This is a genomic window from Alteromonas alvinellae (genome assembly GCF_902705805.1).
In genome coordinates, this window is record NZ_CACSIH010000064.1 from 19,879 (window position 1) to 37,558 (window position 17,680).

The window sequence follows — 17,680 nt, forward strand, 5'->3', positions numbered from 1 at the left end:
TTCTCTTACGCAAATAGACATACCTATAGGGCAAGTAGAGCGTAGTAACTTATCAAAGCTCAACAAGTCCTAGGCACACATAAATTTAAGTTTGGAAAGAAGTATGGATTGGATGTCAGTCATCCCCCCTCTTGTGGCTATTGCCGTCGTCTTTTGGAAAAAAGAAGTCATACTCGCATTAGCGCTGGCTGTTTTGTGCGCGGAAGCGTTAATTTTGATAAATGCTGATATCGCTAGCAGCTATATGGCGCCCATTAATGCCATAGAGCGCGTGGTTGATACCGCCGCGAGTCCTGGCAATACACGGGTGCTTATTTTCTCTGTACTAGTGGGCGCGTTGCTCGCATTTATACGTGACTCTGGCGGAGTAACGGCAACGGTCAACTTTCTAGTAAACAAAGGGGTAGCGAAGAGTCGCAAACAAGTTGGCGGCTTGACCATGTTCACTGGCATCGCTGTATTCATAGAATCAAACTTAAGTGTGCTCACTGCCGGCATATTCGCCCGAGGTCTGTTTGACCGTTTCGGCATGAGCCGCGCGCGCTTAGCCTACATCATCGACTCCACCAGCGCGCCCGTTTGTATTTTGATTTTATTGAACGGCTGGGGAGCATTTATACTCAGCCTGCTCGATGCATACGAGCTACCAGCTTCGTCAGCCTCAATTTTATGGGGCAGCGTATTTTTTAACTTTTACGCTATCTTCACCTTACTTATTGTGGCCTACACTATTTCCGCTGACAAAGTGCATGGCCCCATGGCTGAGGAAGAAAAAGCACTCACGCATGCAGAGGTTAAACAAACTACGGAACCTGCCACCAAGGCTCGTTTCATGTTGGTACCGCTAATAATAATGGTATTAAGCATGGTTGGCTTCATGTTCTGGACAGGTAATGGCGTATTGTCTGAAGGCAGCGGGAGCAAATCTGTACTTTACGCTACGGCTCTTGCCACTGCCATTGCCTATGGTCTGCTCTTAATCCACAAGCGTTTTACCCACAAGGAAGCGGTAGAAATTGGTTTTAAAGGGATGGGTGAACTACTTCCTCTAGTAACCATAGTGTTACTGTCTTTAACCTTAGGCAATAGCCTTAAGGTGCTTGGAACAGGCGTGTTTGTCGCGGGCATAGTGGGAGAGTATCTTCCTTTAGTGCTTATTGTTCCCATGCTATTTGTTGCCGGAGCGATCATGTCGTTTACCACAGGCACGTCATGGGGCACATTCGCCATCCTAATTCCTATTGGTGTGCCGCTGATTCAAAGTTTAGGGTTACCCCCTTCACTGGTCATTGGCGCTATTTTGGGGGGCGGCATATTTGGTGATCACTGTTCACCTATTTCCGACACTACTGCCGTATCTTCGCTAGCAGCAGGTACTGACGTATTAACGCACGTTAAAACTCAGTTTCCCTACGCACTATTTGCGGGCGCACTTACGCTTATTGCCTATTTTGTAGCAAGCTTGATCATGCTTGGTTAATGCCGTTGATTTAAGTTTGCTGGAAATCAGTTGCTAATCGCAAAAGGTTTAGCAATGTCTGTAACAAGGAGTTTGTAATGAAAAAGCGGATAGCTAATGTCGGGTTTATCTCGGTAATAGTGGCATTTATTTCAGTAGTGGCAGCGTGTTCCCATGCGCCAAATTCCCCTGTTGATAGTGCTAGCAACAATACAGTAGGGCTTAGCCAACAGGCCGTTGCCATGCCTGACAACTACAGTGCCGATGCTGCAATGCAGGTACTCCAAGAAGGTGGTAACGCAATTGATGCTGCTATTACGGCACAGTTTGTCTTGGCTGTTACTCTACCTGAGGCGGGCAACGTAGGCGGTGGCGGCTTTATGACAATAAAGTTTGAAGATAACACCGACTTTTTAGATTACCGTGAAATGGCACCTGAAAATGCGCATCGCGATATGTATCTTGACGAGCAAGGTAACGTAAAACCGTACGAGTCTTTGTTTGGGGCTAAAGCGTCTGGCATTCCTGGTACCGTTGCTGGTATGTGGGCCGCGCACAAAAAATACGGCACCTTGGATTGGGAGCGTCTACTCGCACCAGCCGTTGATTTGGCCGAGCAAGGTTTTGTGGTTCATGAGAAGCTGGCCAATAACATTGATCACTATATTGAGCGTACCAAAGAAGCAGCTATCAATAACAACTTTAGCGAGTATTTTGCACACGCTAAAGCAGGCACTACCTTCAAACAGCCAGAGCTAGCAAAAACGCTTAAAGCTATTCAGCAACAGGGAAAGGATGGCTTTTATAAAGGCGATGTAGCAAAGCATATTGTTGATTTTATGCAGCAAAATGGCGGCCTTATTACCTATGAAGACTTACTGGCTTACAAAGCAGTGTGGCGCAAACCTCTACACTTAAACTGGCAAGGTTATGAGCTGGTGACCGCACCTCCTCCAAGTTCTGGTGGTGTTGCCGTTGCCCAGTGGATTGGCATGCTAGAAGCCTATGACGCAACGCACGATTTGCCAGCGCAAAACAGCACTGAGTACATTCACGTTATGTCAGAAATTGGTAAGCGCGTGTTTGCCGATCGCGCTGAATACATGGGCGATCCTGATTTTGTTAGTGTTCCGGTAAAAGCGCTCACTGACGCTAACTATATCACTCAACGCGCAGCAGATATTCAGCCTACCAGCATTTCTGATACCCCAAGCGTTAAGCCTGGTTTAAAAGAAAGCGAAGATACAACACACTTCTCTATTATGGACAGATGGGGTAACGCGGTTGCCAATACAACGACCATCAACCTCACTTTTGGTAGCGGTGTTGTTGTGACTGGCGCTGGCTTTTTGTTGAATGATGAAATGGACGATTTTAGTGCCAAGCCTGGCGTGCCTAACTTCTTTGGCGCAGTGGGTGGTGAGGCGAATGCTATTGAACCTTACAAGCGCATGCTGTCTTCTATGACGCCAACGCTGGTCACTAAAGACGACCAAGTGGTTCTGGTAACAGGCTCTCCTGGCGGCACTACCATTATTTCGTCAGTCACTCAGTCGCTATTGAATGCCCTGCTTTACGATATGAGCGCTGAAGAAGCCGTGAACTCACCACGTTTTCATCACCAGCTATTGCCCAAAGACACCATTCGTATGCACGACGGGTTTACAGAGGCAACCGTAAATGAGCTTAAAGCAATGGGCTATACCATAGATAACCGTCGCTTTGGTGATGTACATTTAATTAAGCGCACTAAAGAGGGTGTAGAAGCCGCATCTGAAAAAAGCGGACGAGGTAAGAGCCTAGTACAACCATATTAGTACAGCCTTATCAGCACAGGGCTGTTAGCTGAGCCACATTAGTGGAGCTTTGGGGGCTCAGCGTTATTAGTTCAGCCTTGAACAAAGTACAAGCTGAAAACTACAGCAACAGCGTGGCGTCGATAGGCACGTACTTAGACGCCACTTTTTGAATACTTTCAGCCGTTAATGCTGGAACACCGTACACAGTTACGGTTTTCCCTTTTGCTTTAAGGGCGTTTACAAGAATATCGAAATCGCCGTCGCCCGACACCAAAATGATCTCATCGACATCGTCGGCGTGTTCAAGTGCATCTACTGTTATACCTACATCCCAGTCACCTTTCGCCGAGCCGTCAGCACGTTGAATGAAAGGCTTTAACTTTACTTCAAACCCAATAGCACGAAGAATGTTTTGAAATTCACGCTGCTTGCTGTCACCCCTGTCTATGGCGTATGCAAAAGCATGTGCTATATCCAAGTTGTAGGTAAGTTCACGCCAAAACTGGTTGTAATTAAAGTTGCGTTTGTACGCCTGACGACAGGTGTAATACACGTTTTGTACGTCTACCAGCACTAATGCTTTATTCAAAACCACCCTCTTCTTCGGTTTACTCGGTTATTGTTTTCTGATGTTATAGCCTTTTGATAATAAAACCAAAAAACCTGATGATGAAATTTATGCGCAAAGCGCACAACTATTTGGGCTTAATTCTATTTATTCAAATAGGCCTATGGTTTTTAAGCGGCTTGGTTATGGCCTGGTTACCCATAGATGAAGTAAGAGGGAACCATTTAAGGAACAGGGTAACCACATCATGGCACAGCGCTTCCGTTACTCCTTCTGATATTTTGCGTAACCACAGCAGCACTGCGGTGCTATCACTCACCCATCGCATAAATGAAGTAGGCCTCGCAGAACCGGGCTCGCTCAATGCTATTCCTGTTTATCATGTCGTGGATGACAACATTGCCTATCGCTACAGCGCATTAACAGGTGAAGCTTTGCAAACCATGCAAGAAAGCGCTATTCGTAAAGCAGCAAAAGGGCAATACGCAGGTACTGGCGATATTGGTGAGACCCAGCTATTAAGCGTGTTACCTCAAGAAGTGCAAAACCTGTCTGCGCCATTATGGCAGGTAAACTTCGATGACGACCTTAATTCGCGGTTTTATATCGACCCAAACACAGGCAGTGTTCTGCGCGTACGTACCGACACATGGCGGCTGTTTGATTTTATGTGGATGCTGCACATAATGGATTATAAGGACAGAAGTAACTTTAACACGCCGTGGTTAATTGCTTTTTCGGGCAGCGCCTTTTTGTTCACCCTTACAGGTGTTGCGCTTTTATATAAGCGCTTCAAACCAAAAAAGAAGAAGCGCTAGCCTAGTATCAGTCAGCTCTTTGATGTACGGCAAAGAGCAACTGCCCCCATTATTATGAAGCGAAAAGCTGAGAAATATCGGCGAACGCTTTGAACTCTAAGGCGTTGCCGAAAGGGTCTTTGAAAAACATAGTGGCTTGTTCGCCCGGCTTTCCTTTAAAACGAATATAAGGTGCGATAACAAACTCGGTATCGGCAGCCTCTAATTTACTTGCCAGTGCTTGCCAATCGTCCATGGTTAGCACAACGCCAAAGTGCGGCACCGGCACAGCATGATCGTCTACCCCGTTATAGGCAGGCGGCGACGGCATAGCCTCTACACAATGGGTCACTAATTGATGGCCGAAGAAGTTCCAATCTATCCACTGGGTATCACTGCGGCCCTTTTCACAACCCAACAACTCACCGTAGAACGCTTCTGCGTCGGTTAAATTAGTGACCGGAATGGCAAGATGAAAAGGTTGAACCATGGAAACTCCTGTTATAAAAACTTCTTAAGCAACGACAGCTTAAACTTAGAAAACGGCGCATAACGGAAGAACACGTCGAGGGCGAATGAACGTTTCATTACCGTTTTAATATGGCTGAATGTATCAAAACCTGCTTGGCCATGATAGCTACCCATGCCGCTATTTCCTACGCCACCAAACGGCAACTCAGGGTTAGTCATAAACAGCATAGTGTCGTTAGTACACACACTGCCTGAACTGGTTTTGCTGATAATATTATCAAGCACATCGTCCTTATCACTAAATGCATAAAGTGCGAGTGGCTTAGGCCTGCTGTTCACAAACTTAATGCCCGCCTCCATGTTGTCGACAGTGATAATAGGTAGAATAGGGCCGAAGATCTCTTCTTTCATTAGCGGGCTATCTAGCGGTGGCTCCAGTACAAGGGTAGGCGCCATTGCTGGACGAGATTCATCTAGCTCGCCTCCATACACCACATTGACGTTTTCAAGATAACTTTCAAGACGCTTTAAGTGACGATGATTAACGATATTGCCGTAATCTCGTGACGATAAAGGTGCTTTGCCGTATTGCTTTTTCAGCTCTTTTTTAACCGCATCAATAAGCTTTTGCTCAAAGCCCTTTTCAACAATGACATAGTCAGGCGCAATACAAGTTTGGCCCGCATTCATCCATTTACCCCACACTAAACGGCGCGCGGTTACAGCAAGGTTTGTGTTTTTATCAACAAAGCAAGGACTCTTACCGCCAAGTTCAAGGGTTACTGGCGTTAAATGTTTGGCCGCGGCGCTCATGACAATATTGCCCACCACTTCACCACCGGTGTAAAAAATATGATCCCATTTGCAGGCAAGTAGCGCCGTCGCTTCATCTTTACCGCCTTCTATTACGGCAACGCATGAATTATCCATATATTGGGGGATAAGCTTAGCCACCAGCGACGATGTTTCTTCAGCCAATTCAGAGGGTTTCAATACCGCACAGTTGCCCGCTGCAATAGCGGCGATATAAGGGGCAAGCAATAACTGAAGCGGATAATTCCACGCTCCGATAATAAGCACAGTACCAAGCGGCTCAGGCTTGCGAAAGCTCTTACCTGGCCATGCCACCATGGGCGTTGATACTTTGCGTGGCTTTGCCCATTTATCCAAGTGCTTAAGCGTATGCTTGATATCAGAAAGCAGAAACCCTTGTTCGGCCACCATGGCTTCGGTCTTACATTTGCCCAAGTCATTTTTAAGGGCCTGTAAAATGTCGTGCTGGTTGTCTTTCAGTAAAGTTTCTAATGCCTTTAACTGGCTTTTACGCCACTCCAAGGACTGGGTTTTCCCTGTATCGAAACTGTCGTTAAGCTTGTGAACAACATCAACGAAACACACGCCAGTTTCCACTGCGTGAAGAGAAGGTCTATTTGGCATAAGAAGGCTCCGATAGCATAACACCCACTGCAACAATTCTAAGGCTCATCGTAAGATTGTTGTCGGGCAAAGCAGCGCAATAATTAACTGATCCTATCTTATATTAATAGGGATGTTCGAAGACAACGCAACTAAATTGTTAATTAATGTTTAACGAGCTCGTATTTTAGGTGCAAGTGGCTGACGTTACACTTAAGAAGTATAAACAGTTAAGGTTGAAGCAATAACAAGATTATATAAAAGTAAAAGGTCGAAAAATTACAAACAAAAAAGCCCAGTGAACACTGGGCTTTTAAACATATTTAATGTGAAACTATTACGCGTCGTATGGGCTGCGTAAAACGATAGTTTCGTTTCTGTCAGGGCCTGTTGAAACGATATCAACCGGCACACCTGTTAGCTCTTCAAGGCGCTTAATGTAGTTTTTCGCAGCTTGTGGAAGCGCTTCAAACTCAGTTACACCAAAGGTGTTGTCTGTCCAACCTGGCATTTCTTCATATACTGGCGTTACTTTCTCGTAACCGTCAGCCGCCATAGGAGGAACGTCTTTCACGTTACCGTCTGCATCTTTATAGCCTACACAAATTTGAAGGCTTTCAAGGCCGTCTAGTACGTCAAGCTTAGTTAAGCAGAAACCTGTAATAGAGTTGATTTGTACTGCGCGTTTCATCGCAACTGCATCGAACCAACCTGTACGGCGCTTACGGCCTGTGGTTGCGCCAAACTCGTGACCTTTAACACCTAAGTGTTGGCCTACTTCACATTCTAGTTCAGTAGGGAAAGGACCTGAGCCTACACGGGTGGTGTACGCTTTAACAATACCCAGTACGTAATCTAGCTTAAGTGGGCCAAAGCCAGCACCCGTTGCTACACCACCAACGGTAGTGTTTGACGACGTAACATAAGGATAAGTACCGTGATCGATGTCTAGAAGTGTACCTTGTGCACCTTCAAACATAATAGGCAAGCCAGCATTGTGTGCTTTGTCTAGTTCGTCAGTTACATCAACAACCATTGCTTTAAGAATGTCAGCAACTTCCATTGCACCTTTTAAGGTTTCATCAAAGTCTACTGCTTCTTCGCCATAGTACTGAGTAAGCGTGAAGTTATGCACGTCTAACACTTCTTTCAGCTTTGCTGCGAAGTCTTCAGCATTAAATAAATCGCCAACGCGTAATCCACGACGGGCTACTTTATCTTCGTACGCTGGACCGATACCACGACCGGTTGTACCAATTGCTTTTGCGCCGCGGGCTTTTTCGCGCGCTACGTCTAGTGCAATGTGATAAGGAAGAATAAGCGGACAAGCTTCACTAATCTTTAATCGCTCGCGCACTGGAACACCACGCTCTTCAAGCATAGTCATTTCCTTCATTAGTGCGTCTGGGCTAAGCACAACACCGTTACCAATAATACAGGTAACATTATCGCGTAGGATGCCTGATGGGATTAAGTGAAGTACGGTTTTTTCACCGTCGATTACTAGAGTGTGACCTGCATTGTGTCCGCCTTGGTAACGAACAACATATTTTGCGCGATCAGTGAGTAGGTCTACGACCTTGCCTTTACCCTCGTCACCCCATTGAGTGCCGAGTACCACAACGTTCTTTGCCATGAATCATATGTGTAAGAAAATTAGGCGGGGATTCTACAAAATTCTAGGGCAAGGATCATCTTTTTTTCGAACAAAAATACGACTATTTTATTTTTATTTTTGAAATCACAAAGATGCCCAACTGCCGCTCGAGCCTTTTTGAAATAAGGCTTGGCTTCTTATTTTCCAGCACAAACATTCTAAGACGCTAATTTTTAAAGCTTTCTAAACATTACCTGGTATGAAAGCTGAACAGACGGTCTACCGCAGTCTGCACTACGCCCATTTATATAACGTTTTGCTATTATTCGTGGGCATTCGGTACTTAAGAGCTAATGAGGTATTCAAAGGGCTGAAAATATACCTCTGAATGTTGAATACAGGTTTAAGAGCACACTTTTCAGTCAACGGTAAAGTCGCGCTCCTTTTCGTACTATGTATTACGGTAAAGCGCGTGGCAGTGTTTGATGAGGTCCGTTTTCACACCGCTTTACGCCACTTAATGCCTAGTTCTGGGCGCTAACTCAACTGAAATAAAACAGCAGTAGTGCGCCTATTATCACAAGGGTTCCGCCAATTTGACGCAGTTGATTGCTGGGCTGTTGGCTTATCTGAAGTAAATAATTGCGCCATTTATTAGGAAAAAGAAGCGGCCCTATTCCTTCTATAATAAGTACAAACGCTAAAGCGGGTAGTAGCCACTCCATAAAACTATCCTTAAATAAGTGTGACGTTAATATTTACGTATGTTTAAAGCAACGACTTACGCTTTCTGATTCAGTGCGGTTAAATCAATGTACTCAGGGGTGTGGTACAGACCAAAACCAAACCGTAAACGGTTTCCTCTAAAATCGGTAAGGATATGGTGCTCTTTAAGCGCTGAAGCAAGGGCTTTTGTTTCATCGGCACTATCTAATTCAAAGGTAAGGAAGTGCCCTCGGTTTGCTTCATCACTTACTGCTAGATGTTTTTCGTTTAGCAAGGGATGGTTGCAGGTAGCAAGTTTCTCTAGAAATGTGCGCTGCATGCCCATTATATATTCGTTAACTGTGGCTACATCAATGCCATTGTCGTCGAACATGCGAAGCACGGCTCTTAATCTGTAGAGCGCGGTAAAATCCATGGTCGCACCAGCAAAGCGCATTCCATCTAGACTATATTGAACGCCCTCTTTGCCGCCAACCTTGCGAGGCTTATCTAGCTCGCCAAACTCTGCAAACCAGCCTGTGTAAGCAGGTCTTAGCTCACAGCCCACGGGTACGTGCGCAAAACATGCCCCCTCTCCTGCCTGAGCATATTTGTAACTACCGGCAAGATAAAAGGCTCGGTGGGCAATGTTCGCTATATCGGTAGGCTTTGCCATAAACCCGTGATAGCCATCAACCACAATAAGGGTATTGTCGTTAGTTACGCTATTTACGATATCTGTGACATCGTTCACCACGTATCCGGAATTAAAAAACACCTGACTAAAAAAAACCAGCTCGGGATCGTGTTCGGCAATGGCGGCCTTAAAGCGCGACGCAAACGTATCGTAGGGTTTAGTAGGTACGGTAATAAGTTCTATCGCACCCTGCTCTTGCATCCTAGTCGCTTGGCGCTGAAAACTGTGAAACTCGCTGTCTGTCGACACTACTTTATAAGGCGCAGTACTATCGATGCAGCTCATTACGCGATAAAGCAGCTCATGGGTATTGGGCGCAAAAACGATTTGCTGTGGTGCACCCGTGTTCAGTATGTTGCTAATGCGCTGCTGTAGCTCTGGCACCAAAGTTTGGAAGAAATATCCCCATTTTTCGTCAACATACTTAGCGCTGTCATCCCAGTAGTTGAGCATTGCATCACGCGTGCAGTCGGGCCAAAAGTAGTGGCTGTGACACGCATAATGCTGTTTACCTTTGTTCGCATTAAGAAAACCCGTATAAAAATGCTGATATGCCATGCTCTATTGCCCAATATAAAAACTGCGTAAACCCTAACAGACTTCTTTATTTTTCGCATGATTCTGCGCCTGCAACAAAACATTTATTTACAAATTAAGTGTAAATTGTTTTGCCCAAATCGACGTGCTTAGTGATATTTCTTATATAAACACAATCACAGCAAATTTTAAGAACTCTGCTATACCCTAAAGAGGCAAGATGTTTTTGTTAGCTGAGTTAGCAAGCTCCGTCTGTTCCACGCAGACAAACATTAAAGGTATTTTATGCGTTTTCCTAAATACGGAAATTATTCATTGGATGTCTCAGGTAACGTACTTGAGGTGTTTGCAACCGGGGCGTGGAACCTGAAAACGACAGAGTTTTTTATAGAAGAAATGCATGAACTTATCGCTAAGTTCGACAATAAGCCTTGGGCTGCCCTAATGGACGGTCGCCGCTGGGTGTTATCTACTCCAGATTGCCAAACTCGGTTAGCCGAGGCAATTAAGGTGAACATTTCGCGAGGATTAACTCGCTCTGCTTATGTGCTGGAGACTGGCATGGTAAGGCGAGCCCAGTTAGAAAGAACGCACCCCTCTAAGCAACGGGAGTTTGAAACTAGCAACTACGAACGAGAATATTTTCAAAAGTACTTTCAAGCTCTAAACTGGCTGCACAAAGAAGGTTTTTCCCCTATTGTTCAGCCTTAGTAAATGGGTTTGTCAATGCGCTGGTGAAAAATAAAAGCGCATAGTTACAATTTTTTGTTCACCAGCACAAAGTCGCACGCCCCATTTATTGAAGTCAAAATGACCGTTTTCACGCTTTAACTACTTTTAAAGCGCTTTTAAAGCTTAATACAATAAACTGTATACTTTACGGCGGTATTCCGACTTAAGTGGGTCGCCGTCGGCTAATGCATTCATCATATCCATCATTAGCTTTCTAGCATCGCCAAACCCAAGTTCTTTCTTTAACACACTATAAAGAAGTTCTAGTGCATCTTGTGCTTTGTTCGCTTGCTGCAACTGTACCGCTAAATCAACTTTAAGCTGCAAGTCGTCTGGGTTCGCCTCTACCGCTGCTTGAAGCTGACGAATTTCAGGGGTGTCTGCCGCTTGCTCTGCCAGTTCAATTTTCCCTGCCAAACTTTTATAGCGAGAGTCTTGATCCACCAGCTTAATCTCTTCAAGCAAAGCTTTAGCTGTATCAATAGAACCGGTTTCAACGTAGCAATCAATAAGCATATATTTAGCGTTTACGTTATCTGGGTTAAGCGCTAGGGCTTCTTTAGCTGCGGGCAGTGCCTCTGCATAATCACCTTGCTGAATCGCTTTGCCAGCCGTGGCAAGTAAATCGTCTTCAGGATTAGGTAAATATTTAGCGAGCATTTCGCGAATTTGCTGCTCAGGCTGTACGCCAGCAAAGCCGTCAACAGGCTGACCATTTTGCACCACCATCACCGTTGGCAGACTTCTAATACCAAACTGTGCAGCCACTTCTTGCTGGGCTTCGCAATCAACTTTGGCCAAAATCAGATGCTGACTATATTCACCCGCCAGCTTTTCCAAAATAGGCATAAGATCTTTACAGGGCTCGCACCAATCTGCCCAAAAATCGATTAGCACCAGCTTATCTTGCGACGCTTCAATGATGATTTGTTGAAAGTTTTCTACCGTAATATCTACGATGGTTGCTTGGCTATTCGCAACGAGATGTTCCATAACGCAGGCCTTTAATTTCTTGTATTGAGAGGAATATGGGGCAGACGGCCTGAAATTACAAGGTTAAGGTAGGCTATCTTTGTTCACCGCGCCTTGCACTAGGAAGCGCCTCTTAATTCGCCACTTTGTTGGATCCGCGCCAGTGAGCACGCATGTTTGGAAAAACTCATTCTCTTTTTGTCGTATTCACGACAATCTATTTCAGAATAGAATGTTAACGTAGTGTAAACTACTGCTACTAAGTCACTCTACTTCTATAAAATACATGCTTATGGCCGAGAGGGTTTTATGTCTACACAAACAAGCGCTGACACGCATTTTTCTTCATTCAAAGAGTTTTACCCGTTTTATTTAAATGAACATAGAGATAGTACATGCCGCATGCTTCATTTTATAGGCTCGTGGCTGGTTCTCGGCGTTATAGCACTTGCAGTATTTATGGCTAGCTGGTCGCTACTGTGGTTTATTCCGCTAGTAGGTTACGGTTTCGCTTGGGTAGGTCATTTCTTCTTTGAGAAAAATCGCCCTGCAACATTTAAGCACCCGCTTTACAGCCTAATGGGCGACTGGGTCATGTTTAAAGATATTCTTGTAGGCAAAATTAGCCTTAAAGGCGAATAAAGCTCAAATGACTTAAAGGACGGCCAGCCCTCTATTAATAATGACAACCGCCATTGCTAGCGCCCTGCGTTGTTAAACGTTCCGCTTAATGTTGGATATGTACTTTTAACGGACAATCCAGCCTCTTCACCGCACACGCTTTACATAAAAGAAACGAAAGCGATATGGTTAGAGACAAGGTTCGCAGGTTGCTACATTTGCGTTAGGATTTACGCTAAGCACACGACAGCGAACATTCTACCTATCGCGCTCAGCGCAAAAAACAATAACAAAAGGAACAACTATGTTTGCGTCTCGTTTCGCCTTTCGACCAGTACGGAAAGGCTTATGTGTTACCTCGACTGCAGTATCACTATTGGTTTTAGGTATAAGTCAGGCCAATGCATTGCAGGAATCTGCCTCTGATTCGACTAGCTTAAATGCGCTGACATACGATGACACCTTTAACTTAGAATTTGTGGCCAACCCACAGTTTCTTAATAAGGATACGGTAATTTATTCTCGTCAGAGCATGGATGTCATGACTGACGGAAGACAAAGCCGACTTTGGCAAGTAAATATTAAATCCGGTGAGCATCGCCCGTTTATTGGTGTAGATGAAAACTTGTCACAGGCTACCTTATCGCCCAACGGTAAAATGGTGGCATATACAAAATCGGTCAACGGCCGCGCACAAATCCATCTCTATTACTTAGATACCAAGCAGTCTGTGCGCTTGACCAACACCAGCGAAGCACCTCGTCAGTTAACCTGGTCTCATGACAGCAAAACCTTAGCCTTCACCCAGTTTACCGAAGAAAAGCAAAAGCCATTGTTTACCGGCATGCCGAGCAAGCCTAAAGGAGCAAAGTGGGCTGACCAAGGCACCTTTATTGGTGCGGTGCAGTATAGAGGTGACGGAAGAGGCTACTTGCGTGAAGGCTTTGACCAAATATTTGTTCTGCCTGTTGAAGGCGGTACGCCGCGTCAATTAACAACGGGGAAATTCCCTAGCGGCGGCACCCTTTCTTTTTCTAAAGAGAATGACTGGATTTATTTTGCCACACCACAACGAGAAGACTACGCGCTGCACCCTTTGTTTAGCGACATCTATAAAGTGAATGTGAATACAGCGGCAGTTGAACAAGTTACCGATATTGAAGGGCCTGAAGGTAGACCAACCTTGAGTCCCAACGGACAATACTTGGCGTTTACTCAGCTCAACGACAGAAAGCTTTCTTATCAGAATGGCGACCTAGTTGTACTTGAGCTTGAAAGTGGTGACATCACTCGATTAACCACGTCACTAGATAGAAGCCTAGGCAAATTTGAATGGCGCAAAGACAGCCGAGGATTAATCTTTTCTTACCTTGATCATGGCGAAACTAAACTTGCTGCGGTGAACCTGAAAGGCGATGTGAAACCGATCGACGTTAGCATAGGTGGACAAGCGTTTGGACGCCCTTACACGTCGGGCGACTTCGCCGTTAGTGATAAAGGCGACATTGTTTACACCACGGCAAGCCGCACTGTGCCTGGCGACCTAGCGCTTTATAGAAAAGGTAAAGACGATACGCAACTCACCGATTTAAACAGCGATGCACTTGGTCATAAAACGCTGGCAGAAGTACAAGACCTTTCCGTAGTATCAAGTGTTGACGAGCTACCTATCGACGCATGGATTGCATTGCCTCCTGGATTTGATAGCAGCAAAAAATACCCGCTTATATTAGAAATTCACGGCGGCCCGCATGCTGCCTACGGCCCTCACTTTGCTATGGAAATTCAGCTAATGGCCGCGCAAGGTTATGTCGTGGTATGGGCTAACCCAAGGGGCAGCAGCTCTTACGGTGAAGACTTTGGTAATTTGATCCACCATAACTACCCATCAGAAGATTATAACGACCTAATGGACGTGGTAGATGCGGTTGTTAAGCAAGGCTATGTAGATTCAGAGAACTTGTTTATTACTGGTGGCTCAGGCGGCGGAACCCTTACCGCATGGTCCATCGGTAAGACTGATCGCTTTAGCGCAGCTGTTGTAGCTAAGCCGGTCATTAACTGGGTAAGCTTTTCGTTGACTGCCGACGCATACCCGTACTTCAGCAACTACTGGATGGCAGATATGCCATGGAATATTGCCGATAAGTTATGGCAGCGCAGTCCGCTAAGTCTGGTGGGCAACGTGGTAACACCAACCATGTTGCTAACCGGTGAAGCCGATCACCGTACGCCAATTAGCGAAACAGAGCAGTATTATCAAGCCTTGAAGTTACAAGGCGTAGATGCTGCAATGGTGCGAATTCCAGGGGCTTCACACGGCATTGCAAGCCGTCCTTCTCGCTTAATACAGAAAGTAGGAAATATTGTGGCGTGGTTTGAACGTTACAAAAAGGGTAACGACAGCGAATAAGTCAATACGAGACCCGATGTCTTTATAAATAAAAAGGGCGCTTACTTCATTTTACAATAACAATGAAGTGGCGCCTTTTCTCATTCTACGTCTTATACCAGAATTTGAAAGGGAACAGCCATTCCTGCATTCCCACGCTTCGCTATGAAGCTTGCCAGCGCCTTCTGAGTGAGCACTTATCTATGCGGACTGGTATTATGCTATTTGGTTAGCTTTAATACTTTGCCGTTCGGTGCATCGGTCAGTAAGTAAATGGCACCTTCTGGGCCAACTTCAACGTCGCGAATACGGGCGTGATTGTCACGAACATATTCAAACTGCTCTTCGGGCTTTCCACCTTCTACCTTGATACGGCGAAGGTGGGTAAATTTCAACGAACCCACTAATATATCGCCGTTCCACTCTTTGAACATGTCGCCTTGGTAGAAGGTTAGGCCGCTTGGTGCAATAGACGGGTCCCAGTACAACCAAGGCTGCTTCATACCATCCATATGGGTTTTGTCGCTGATAATGTCGCCACTATAGTCAACGCCATAGGTAATCACAGGCCAACCGTAGTTTGCACCGCGCTCAAGGATATTGATTTCATCACCACCTTTCGGGCCATGCTCCATCGCCCATACCGCACCAGTTTCAGGATGAATAGTAACGCCTTGCACGTTGCGGTGACCATAGCTGAATATTTCAGGGGCTTTGCCGTCTGTGAAAGGGTTATCTTCTACTGCGCTGCCGTCACGCTTTATGCGTACAATTTTACCGAAGTGGTTATCGGTATTTTGTGCTTCTTTCATATACTTATAACGGTCGCCCATTGTGACGTACAAATGCTTTTTAGCATCGAACGCTAGACGACAGCCAAAGTGAAAGCCGTTATCGACGATTGAGTCGGCACTAAAGATAACATCAACATTTTCAAGGCCTGAATTAGTAAGCGTGGCTTTTGCAACACTACTGCTGCTGCCCGGCTTGCCCTCAACCTCACTCGCTTTGCTGTAACAGAAGTAGATAGTGTTATTGCTGGCAAAATCCGGGTCGATAGCGATGTCCAACATACCACCTTGGTTTTGCGCAACTACCTTAGGCACATTACCTAGACGTCCTGATAACTTACCGTCTTTTGATAAACGCTGAATGCCACCTTCACGTTCCGTAACTAGCAGATCGCCATTTGGCAAAAATGCCATTCCCCAAGGATGAACAAGCCCTTCAGCAAGCGTGGTTACGGTAATATCGCTGTCGGTGATTTCATGCGCTTCGCCATGTTTGTGGTCTCCGTGAGCTAAAGCGGATTGGCTGATCGTAAGCGCCAATACACAAGCAAGTGACTGCGCCAGCGCGCTCACAGGTTTGGATGGTACAGCTAAAATAGTTGATGGTTTCATCGCTAGGAGCCTCATTTTAAAAAGCCGTGTAAGCGTTGACACAGGCTTCTTCTATTATTTTTAGTGGAAGGCAGTATACAAAAAAGGGCACAGCGCTGCTGTACCCTTTGTGATAATTTCACTTGCTTATGCGATAAAGGTGCCTAGTCGATTGAGCCTAAGTTAAACCACCGTCACCGCACTTATATAGCGATTTACTTTGGTAATGTTGCGCGAAGCATCCACGCAGTTTTTTCGTGAACGCGCATACGATCGCCAATTAACGCTGCAGATGACTCATCGTCTGCGTCTTGCGCTAGCTTTAACGATTCACGGCAAGTTTTCACAACTTGCTCATGACCGTGAGTTAACAATCTCACCATTTCCGTCGCTTCAGGCACACCTTCCACTTCTTCAATTGAACTAAGCTCAGCGAACGACTTATATGTGCCCGGTGCAGCAACACCTAGAGTACGAATACGCTCTGCAATTTCGTCTACCGCTTCGGCAAGCTCTGTGTAATGCTCTTCAAACATTAGGTGCAATTCACGGAACTGCGGCCCTTCTACGTTCCAGTGAAAATTATGCGTTTGAAGGTACAAAGTGTAAGAGTCGGCCAATAGCTTTTTAAGGCCTTCTGCTACTGCGTTACGATCGCTCTCAGAAATACCAATATCAATCTTGCTCATGTCACACTCCTTAACGTTAAAACCCTTTTTAGATTTACCTTCAGCCCATTCATCGGCGCTGAAAAATCTTGGTTTAAATAATATAAGTTAATAGTACTACAGAAATTTTGATTTAGATTAACGGTTTAGTTGATTGCATTCATCGCATTAATCGATGACTTTATACATTCTGCCTCAGCCACTCTATTAATGGTGGTGATGGTGGCTTTCGCCCGCTTCTTTTTTAACAGGTAGCAAAACCGGTAGTTCACTCCCATCGCTAAATGTGAGGGTTAGTGCTACTTCGCTGCCCTCTTCTAATCCTTTGGTCAGCCCCATCAACATGATATGACGGCCGCCTGATTCAAAAGAGACCATTTCGCCCGCTTTTATTATAACGCCGTCAGTTAGCTCACGCATTTTCATCACGTCTTCCTCCATCACCGTTGTGTGGATTTGCGCTTCACTTGCTACATCGTTTGATACTGAAACAGACGTCAGTGTTTTATCGCTGTCACTATGATTATGCAAAGTAAAGTACACTGCGCCGGTTTTTGCCAAAGCAAATGTTGCTCTGGCATAACCATCCATAACCATTACATCTGATTGCTTACTGGCGTGCTTGTGCTGCTCTTTCGGCAAGTGATGATTTTCATGGTCATTGCCATGCGCGTAAATAGTCGCAGACATGCTTAAAGAAAATAAGCCAGTTACGATAACTAATGGTTTAAATGATTTGGAAAAAAGTGACATACAGTCTGCTCCGAATGAATACTCGTAAGCAAGTGTACGTAAGATTGGCATAGGAAAAAAGAAAAATGGTGCCGACTGCCGGAATCGAACTGGCGACCTACTGATTACAAGTCA

Annotated in this window: 16 protein-coding genes; 6 read left to right on the plus strand and 10 right to left on the minus strand. The window is 45.3% G+C overall.

Annotation, left to right across the window (positions count from 1 at the left end):
- The first annotated feature begins 103 nt into the window (after positions 1-103).
- The gene (locus tag ACX5KA_RS04625; protein ID WP_039219347.1) at positions 104-1,480 is read left to right on the plus strand and encodes a Na+/H+ antiporter NhaC family protein; all 1,377 of its coding nucleotides are present in this window, start codon (positions 104-106) and stop codon (positions 1,478-1,480) included.
- A gap of 77 nt (positions 1,481-1,557) precedes the next feature.
- Positions 1,558-3,276: a gamma-glutamyltransferase gene (ggt, locus tag ACX5KA_RS04630; RefSeq protein WP_458730533.1), complete on the plus strand. Its 1,719-nt coding sequence runs from the start codon at positions 1,558-1,560 to the stop codon at positions 3,274-3,276.
- Positions 3,277-3,376: 100 nt separating this feature from the next.
- On the opposite strand, the gene ACX5KA_RS04635 is transcribed toward ggt, so the two are convergent.
- On the minus strand, positions 3,377-3,847 hold the full coding sequence (locus tag ACX5KA_RS04635) for a LabA-like NYN domain-containing protein (RefSeq protein ID WP_014948113.1): 471 nt from the start codon (positions 3,845-3,847) through the stop codon (positions 3,377-3,379).
- Between the two features lie 89 nt (positions 3,848-3,936).
- On the opposite strand from ACX5KA_RS04635, the gene ACX5KA_RS04640 reads away from it, so the two are divergent.
- Positions 3,937-4,644 (plus strand): PepSY domain-containing protein, encoded by a 708-nt coding sequence (locus ACX5KA_RS04640; protein ID WP_458730534.1) that lies wholly within the window; start codon positions 3,937-3,939, stop codon positions 4,642-4,644.
- Between the two features lie 52 nt (positions 4,645-4,696).
- On the opposite strand, the gene ACX5KA_RS04645 is transcribed toward ACX5KA_RS04640, so the two are convergent.
- From ACX5KA_RS04645 to ACX5KA_RS04665, 5 genes are all read right to left on the minus strand, one after another.
- A complete protein-coding gene (locus ACX5KA_RS04645) occupies positions 4,697-5,113 on the minus strand; it encodes a VOC family protein (protein WP_049588357.1) in 417 nt (138 codons plus the stop codon).
- An 11-nt stretch (positions 5,114-5,124) separates the two neighbouring features.
- Positions 5,125-6,531: an aldehyde dehydrogenase family protein gene (locus ACX5KA_RS04650; protein WP_458730535.1), complete on the minus strand. Its 1,407-nt coding sequence runs from the start codon at positions 6,529-6,531 to the stop codon at positions 5,125-5,127.
- Positions 6,532-6,847: 316 nt separating this feature from the next.
- Positions 6,848-8,146: an adenylosuccinate synthase gene (locus tag ACX5KA_RS04655; protein WP_014948109.1), complete on the minus strand. Its 1,299-nt coding sequence runs from the start codon at positions 8,144-8,146 to the stop codon at positions 6,848-6,850.
- A 503-nt stretch (positions 8,147-8,649) separates the two neighbouring features.
- Positions 8,650-8,832, minus strand: a complete 183-nt coding sequence (locus ACX5KA_RS04660; protein WP_039219340.1) for a DUF2065 domain-containing protein — start codon at positions 8,830-8,832, stop codon at positions 8,650-8,652.
- Between the two features lie 56 nt (positions 8,833-8,888).
- Complete coding sequence (locus ACX5KA_RS04665) at positions 8,889-10,067, minus strand: aminotransferase class V-fold PLP-dependent enzyme (protein ID WP_039219336.1); 1,179 nt, start codon at positions 10,065-10,067, stop codon at positions 8,889-8,891.
- A gap of 264 nt (positions 10,068-10,331) precedes the next feature.
- Here ACX5KA_RS04665 and ACX5KA_RS04670 point away from each other — a divergent pair, with 264 nt between their 5' ends.
- Entirely contained in the window at positions 10,332-10,757 is a 426-nt protein-coding gene (locus tag ACX5KA_RS04670) for a hypothetical protein (protein ID WP_039219334.1), read from the plus strand.
- A 144-nt stretch (positions 10,758-10,901) separates the two neighbouring features.
- On the opposite strand, the gene trxA is transcribed toward ACX5KA_RS04670, so the two are convergent.
- Positions 10,902-11,771, minus strand: coding sequence for a thioredoxin (trxA, locus tag ACX5KA_RS04675; protein WP_171338074.1), 870 nt, complete (start codon positions 11,769-11,771; stop codon positions 10,902-10,904).
- Positions 11,772-12,059: 288 nt separating this feature from the next.
- Here trxA and ACX5KA_RS04680 point away from each other — a divergent pair, with 288 nt between their 5' ends.
- Together ACX5KA_RS04680 and ACX5KA_RS04685 are read left to right on the plus strand one after the other, a co-directional pair.
- Positions 12,060-12,392 carry a DUF962 domain-containing protein gene (locus ACX5KA_RS04680; RefSeq protein WP_171338073.1) on the plus strand — a complete coding sequence of 111 codons (333 nt, stop codon included), beginning with the start codon at positions 12,060-12,062 and terminating at the stop codon, positions 12,390-12,392.
- A 283-nt stretch (positions 12,393-12,675) separates the two neighbouring features.
- Positions 12,676-14,784 carry a S9 family peptidase gene (locus tag ACX5KA_RS04685; protein ID WP_458730536.1) on the plus strand — a complete coding sequence of 703 codons (2,109 nt, stop codon included), beginning with the start codon at positions 12,676-12,678 and terminating at the stop codon, positions 14,782-14,784.
- A gap of 200 nt (positions 14,785-14,984) precedes the next feature.
- Here the strand turns inward: ACX5KA_RS04685 and ACX5KA_RS04690 are convergent, their stop codons facing one another.
- The 3 genes from ACX5KA_RS04690 to ACX5KA_RS04700 form a co-directional block, all read right to left on the minus strand.
- On the minus strand, positions 14,985-16,166 hold the full coding sequence (locus ACX5KA_RS04690) for a PQQ-dependent sugar dehydrogenase (RefSeq protein ID WP_039219328.1): 1,182 nt from the start codon (positions 16,164-16,166) through the stop codon (positions 14,985-14,987).
- A 194-nt stretch (positions 16,167-16,360) separates the two neighbouring features.
- Positions 16,361-16,834 carry a Dps family protein gene (locus ACX5KA_RS04695; RefSeq protein ID WP_014948101.1) on the minus strand — a complete coding sequence of 158 codons (474 nt, stop codon included), beginning with the start codon at positions 16,832-16,834 and terminating at the stop codon, positions 16,361-16,363.
- Positions 16,835-17,020: 186 nt separating this feature from the next.
- On the minus strand, positions 17,021-17,566 hold the full coding sequence (locus ACX5KA_RS04700) for a copper chaperone PCu(A)C (protein WP_039219463.1): 546 nt from the start codon (positions 17,564-17,566) through the stop codon (positions 17,021-17,023).
- Positions 17,567-17,680 lie beyond the last annotated feature (114 nt).

Excerpts from the sequence above, each read along its gene's own strand:
- ACX5KA_RS04680 (WP_171338073.1), top strand. The coding sequence starts at position 12,060 with ATGTCTACACAAACAAGCGCTGACACGCATTTTTCTTCATTCAAAGAG.
- ACX5KA_RS04695 (WP_014948101.1), bottom strand. The coding sequence starts at position 16,834 with ATGAGCAAGATTGATATTGGTATTTCTGAGAGCGATCGTAACGCAGTA.
- ggt (WP_458730533.1), top strand. The coding sequence starts at position 1,558 with ATGAAAAAGCGGATAGCTAATGTCGGGTTTATCTCGGTAATAGTGGCA.
- ACX5KA_RS04640 (WP_458730534.1), top strand. The coding sequence starts at position 3,937 with ATGCGCAAAGCGCACAACTATTTGGGCTTAATTCTATTTATTCAAATA.
- ACX5KA_RS04660 (WP_039219340.1), bottom strand. The coding sequence starts at position 8,832 with ATGGAGTGGCTACTACCCGCTTTAGCGTTTGTACTTATTATAGAAGGA.
- ACX5KA_RS04685 (WP_458730536.1), top strand. The coding sequence starts at position 12,676 with ATGTTTGCGTCTCGTTTCGCCTTTCGACCAGTACGGAAAGGCTTATGT.
- trxA (WP_171338074.1), bottom strand. The coding sequence starts at position 11,771 with ATGGAACATCTCGTTGCGAATAGCCAAGCAACCATCGTAGATATTACG.
- ACX5KA_RS04670 (WP_039219334.1), top strand. The coding sequence starts at position 10,332 with ATGCGTTTTCCTAAATACGGAAATTATTCATTGGATGTCTCAGGTAAC.
- ACX5KA_RS04700 (WP_039219463.1), bottom strand. The coding sequence starts at position 17,566 with ATGTCACTTTTTTCCAAATCATTTAAACCATTAGTTATCGTAACTGGC.
- ACX5KA_RS04665 (WP_039219336.1), bottom strand. The coding sequence starts at position 10,067 with ATGGCATATCAGCATTTTTATACGGGTTTTCTTAATGCGAACAAAGGT.
- ACX5KA_RS04650 (WP_458730535.1), bottom strand. The coding sequence starts at position 6,531 with ATGCCAAATAGACCTTCTCTTCACGCAGTGGAAACTGGCGTGTGTTTC.
- ACX5KA_RS04625 (WP_039219347.1), top strand. The coding sequence starts at position 104 with ATGGATTGGATGTCAGTCATCCCCCCTCTTGTGGCTATTGCCGTCGTC.
- ACX5KA_RS04690 (WP_039219328.1), bottom strand. The coding sequence starts at position 16,166 with ATGAAACCATCAACTATTTTAGCTGTACCATCCAAACCTGTGAGCGCG.
- ACX5KA_RS04655 (WP_014948109.1), bottom strand. The coding sequence starts at position 8,146 with ATGGCAAAGAACGTTGTGGTACTCGGCACTCAATGGGGTGACGAGGGT.
- ACX5KA_RS04645 (WP_049588357.1), bottom strand. The coding sequence starts at position 5,113 with ATGGTTCAACCTTTTCATCTTGCCATTCCGGTCACTAATTTAACCGAC.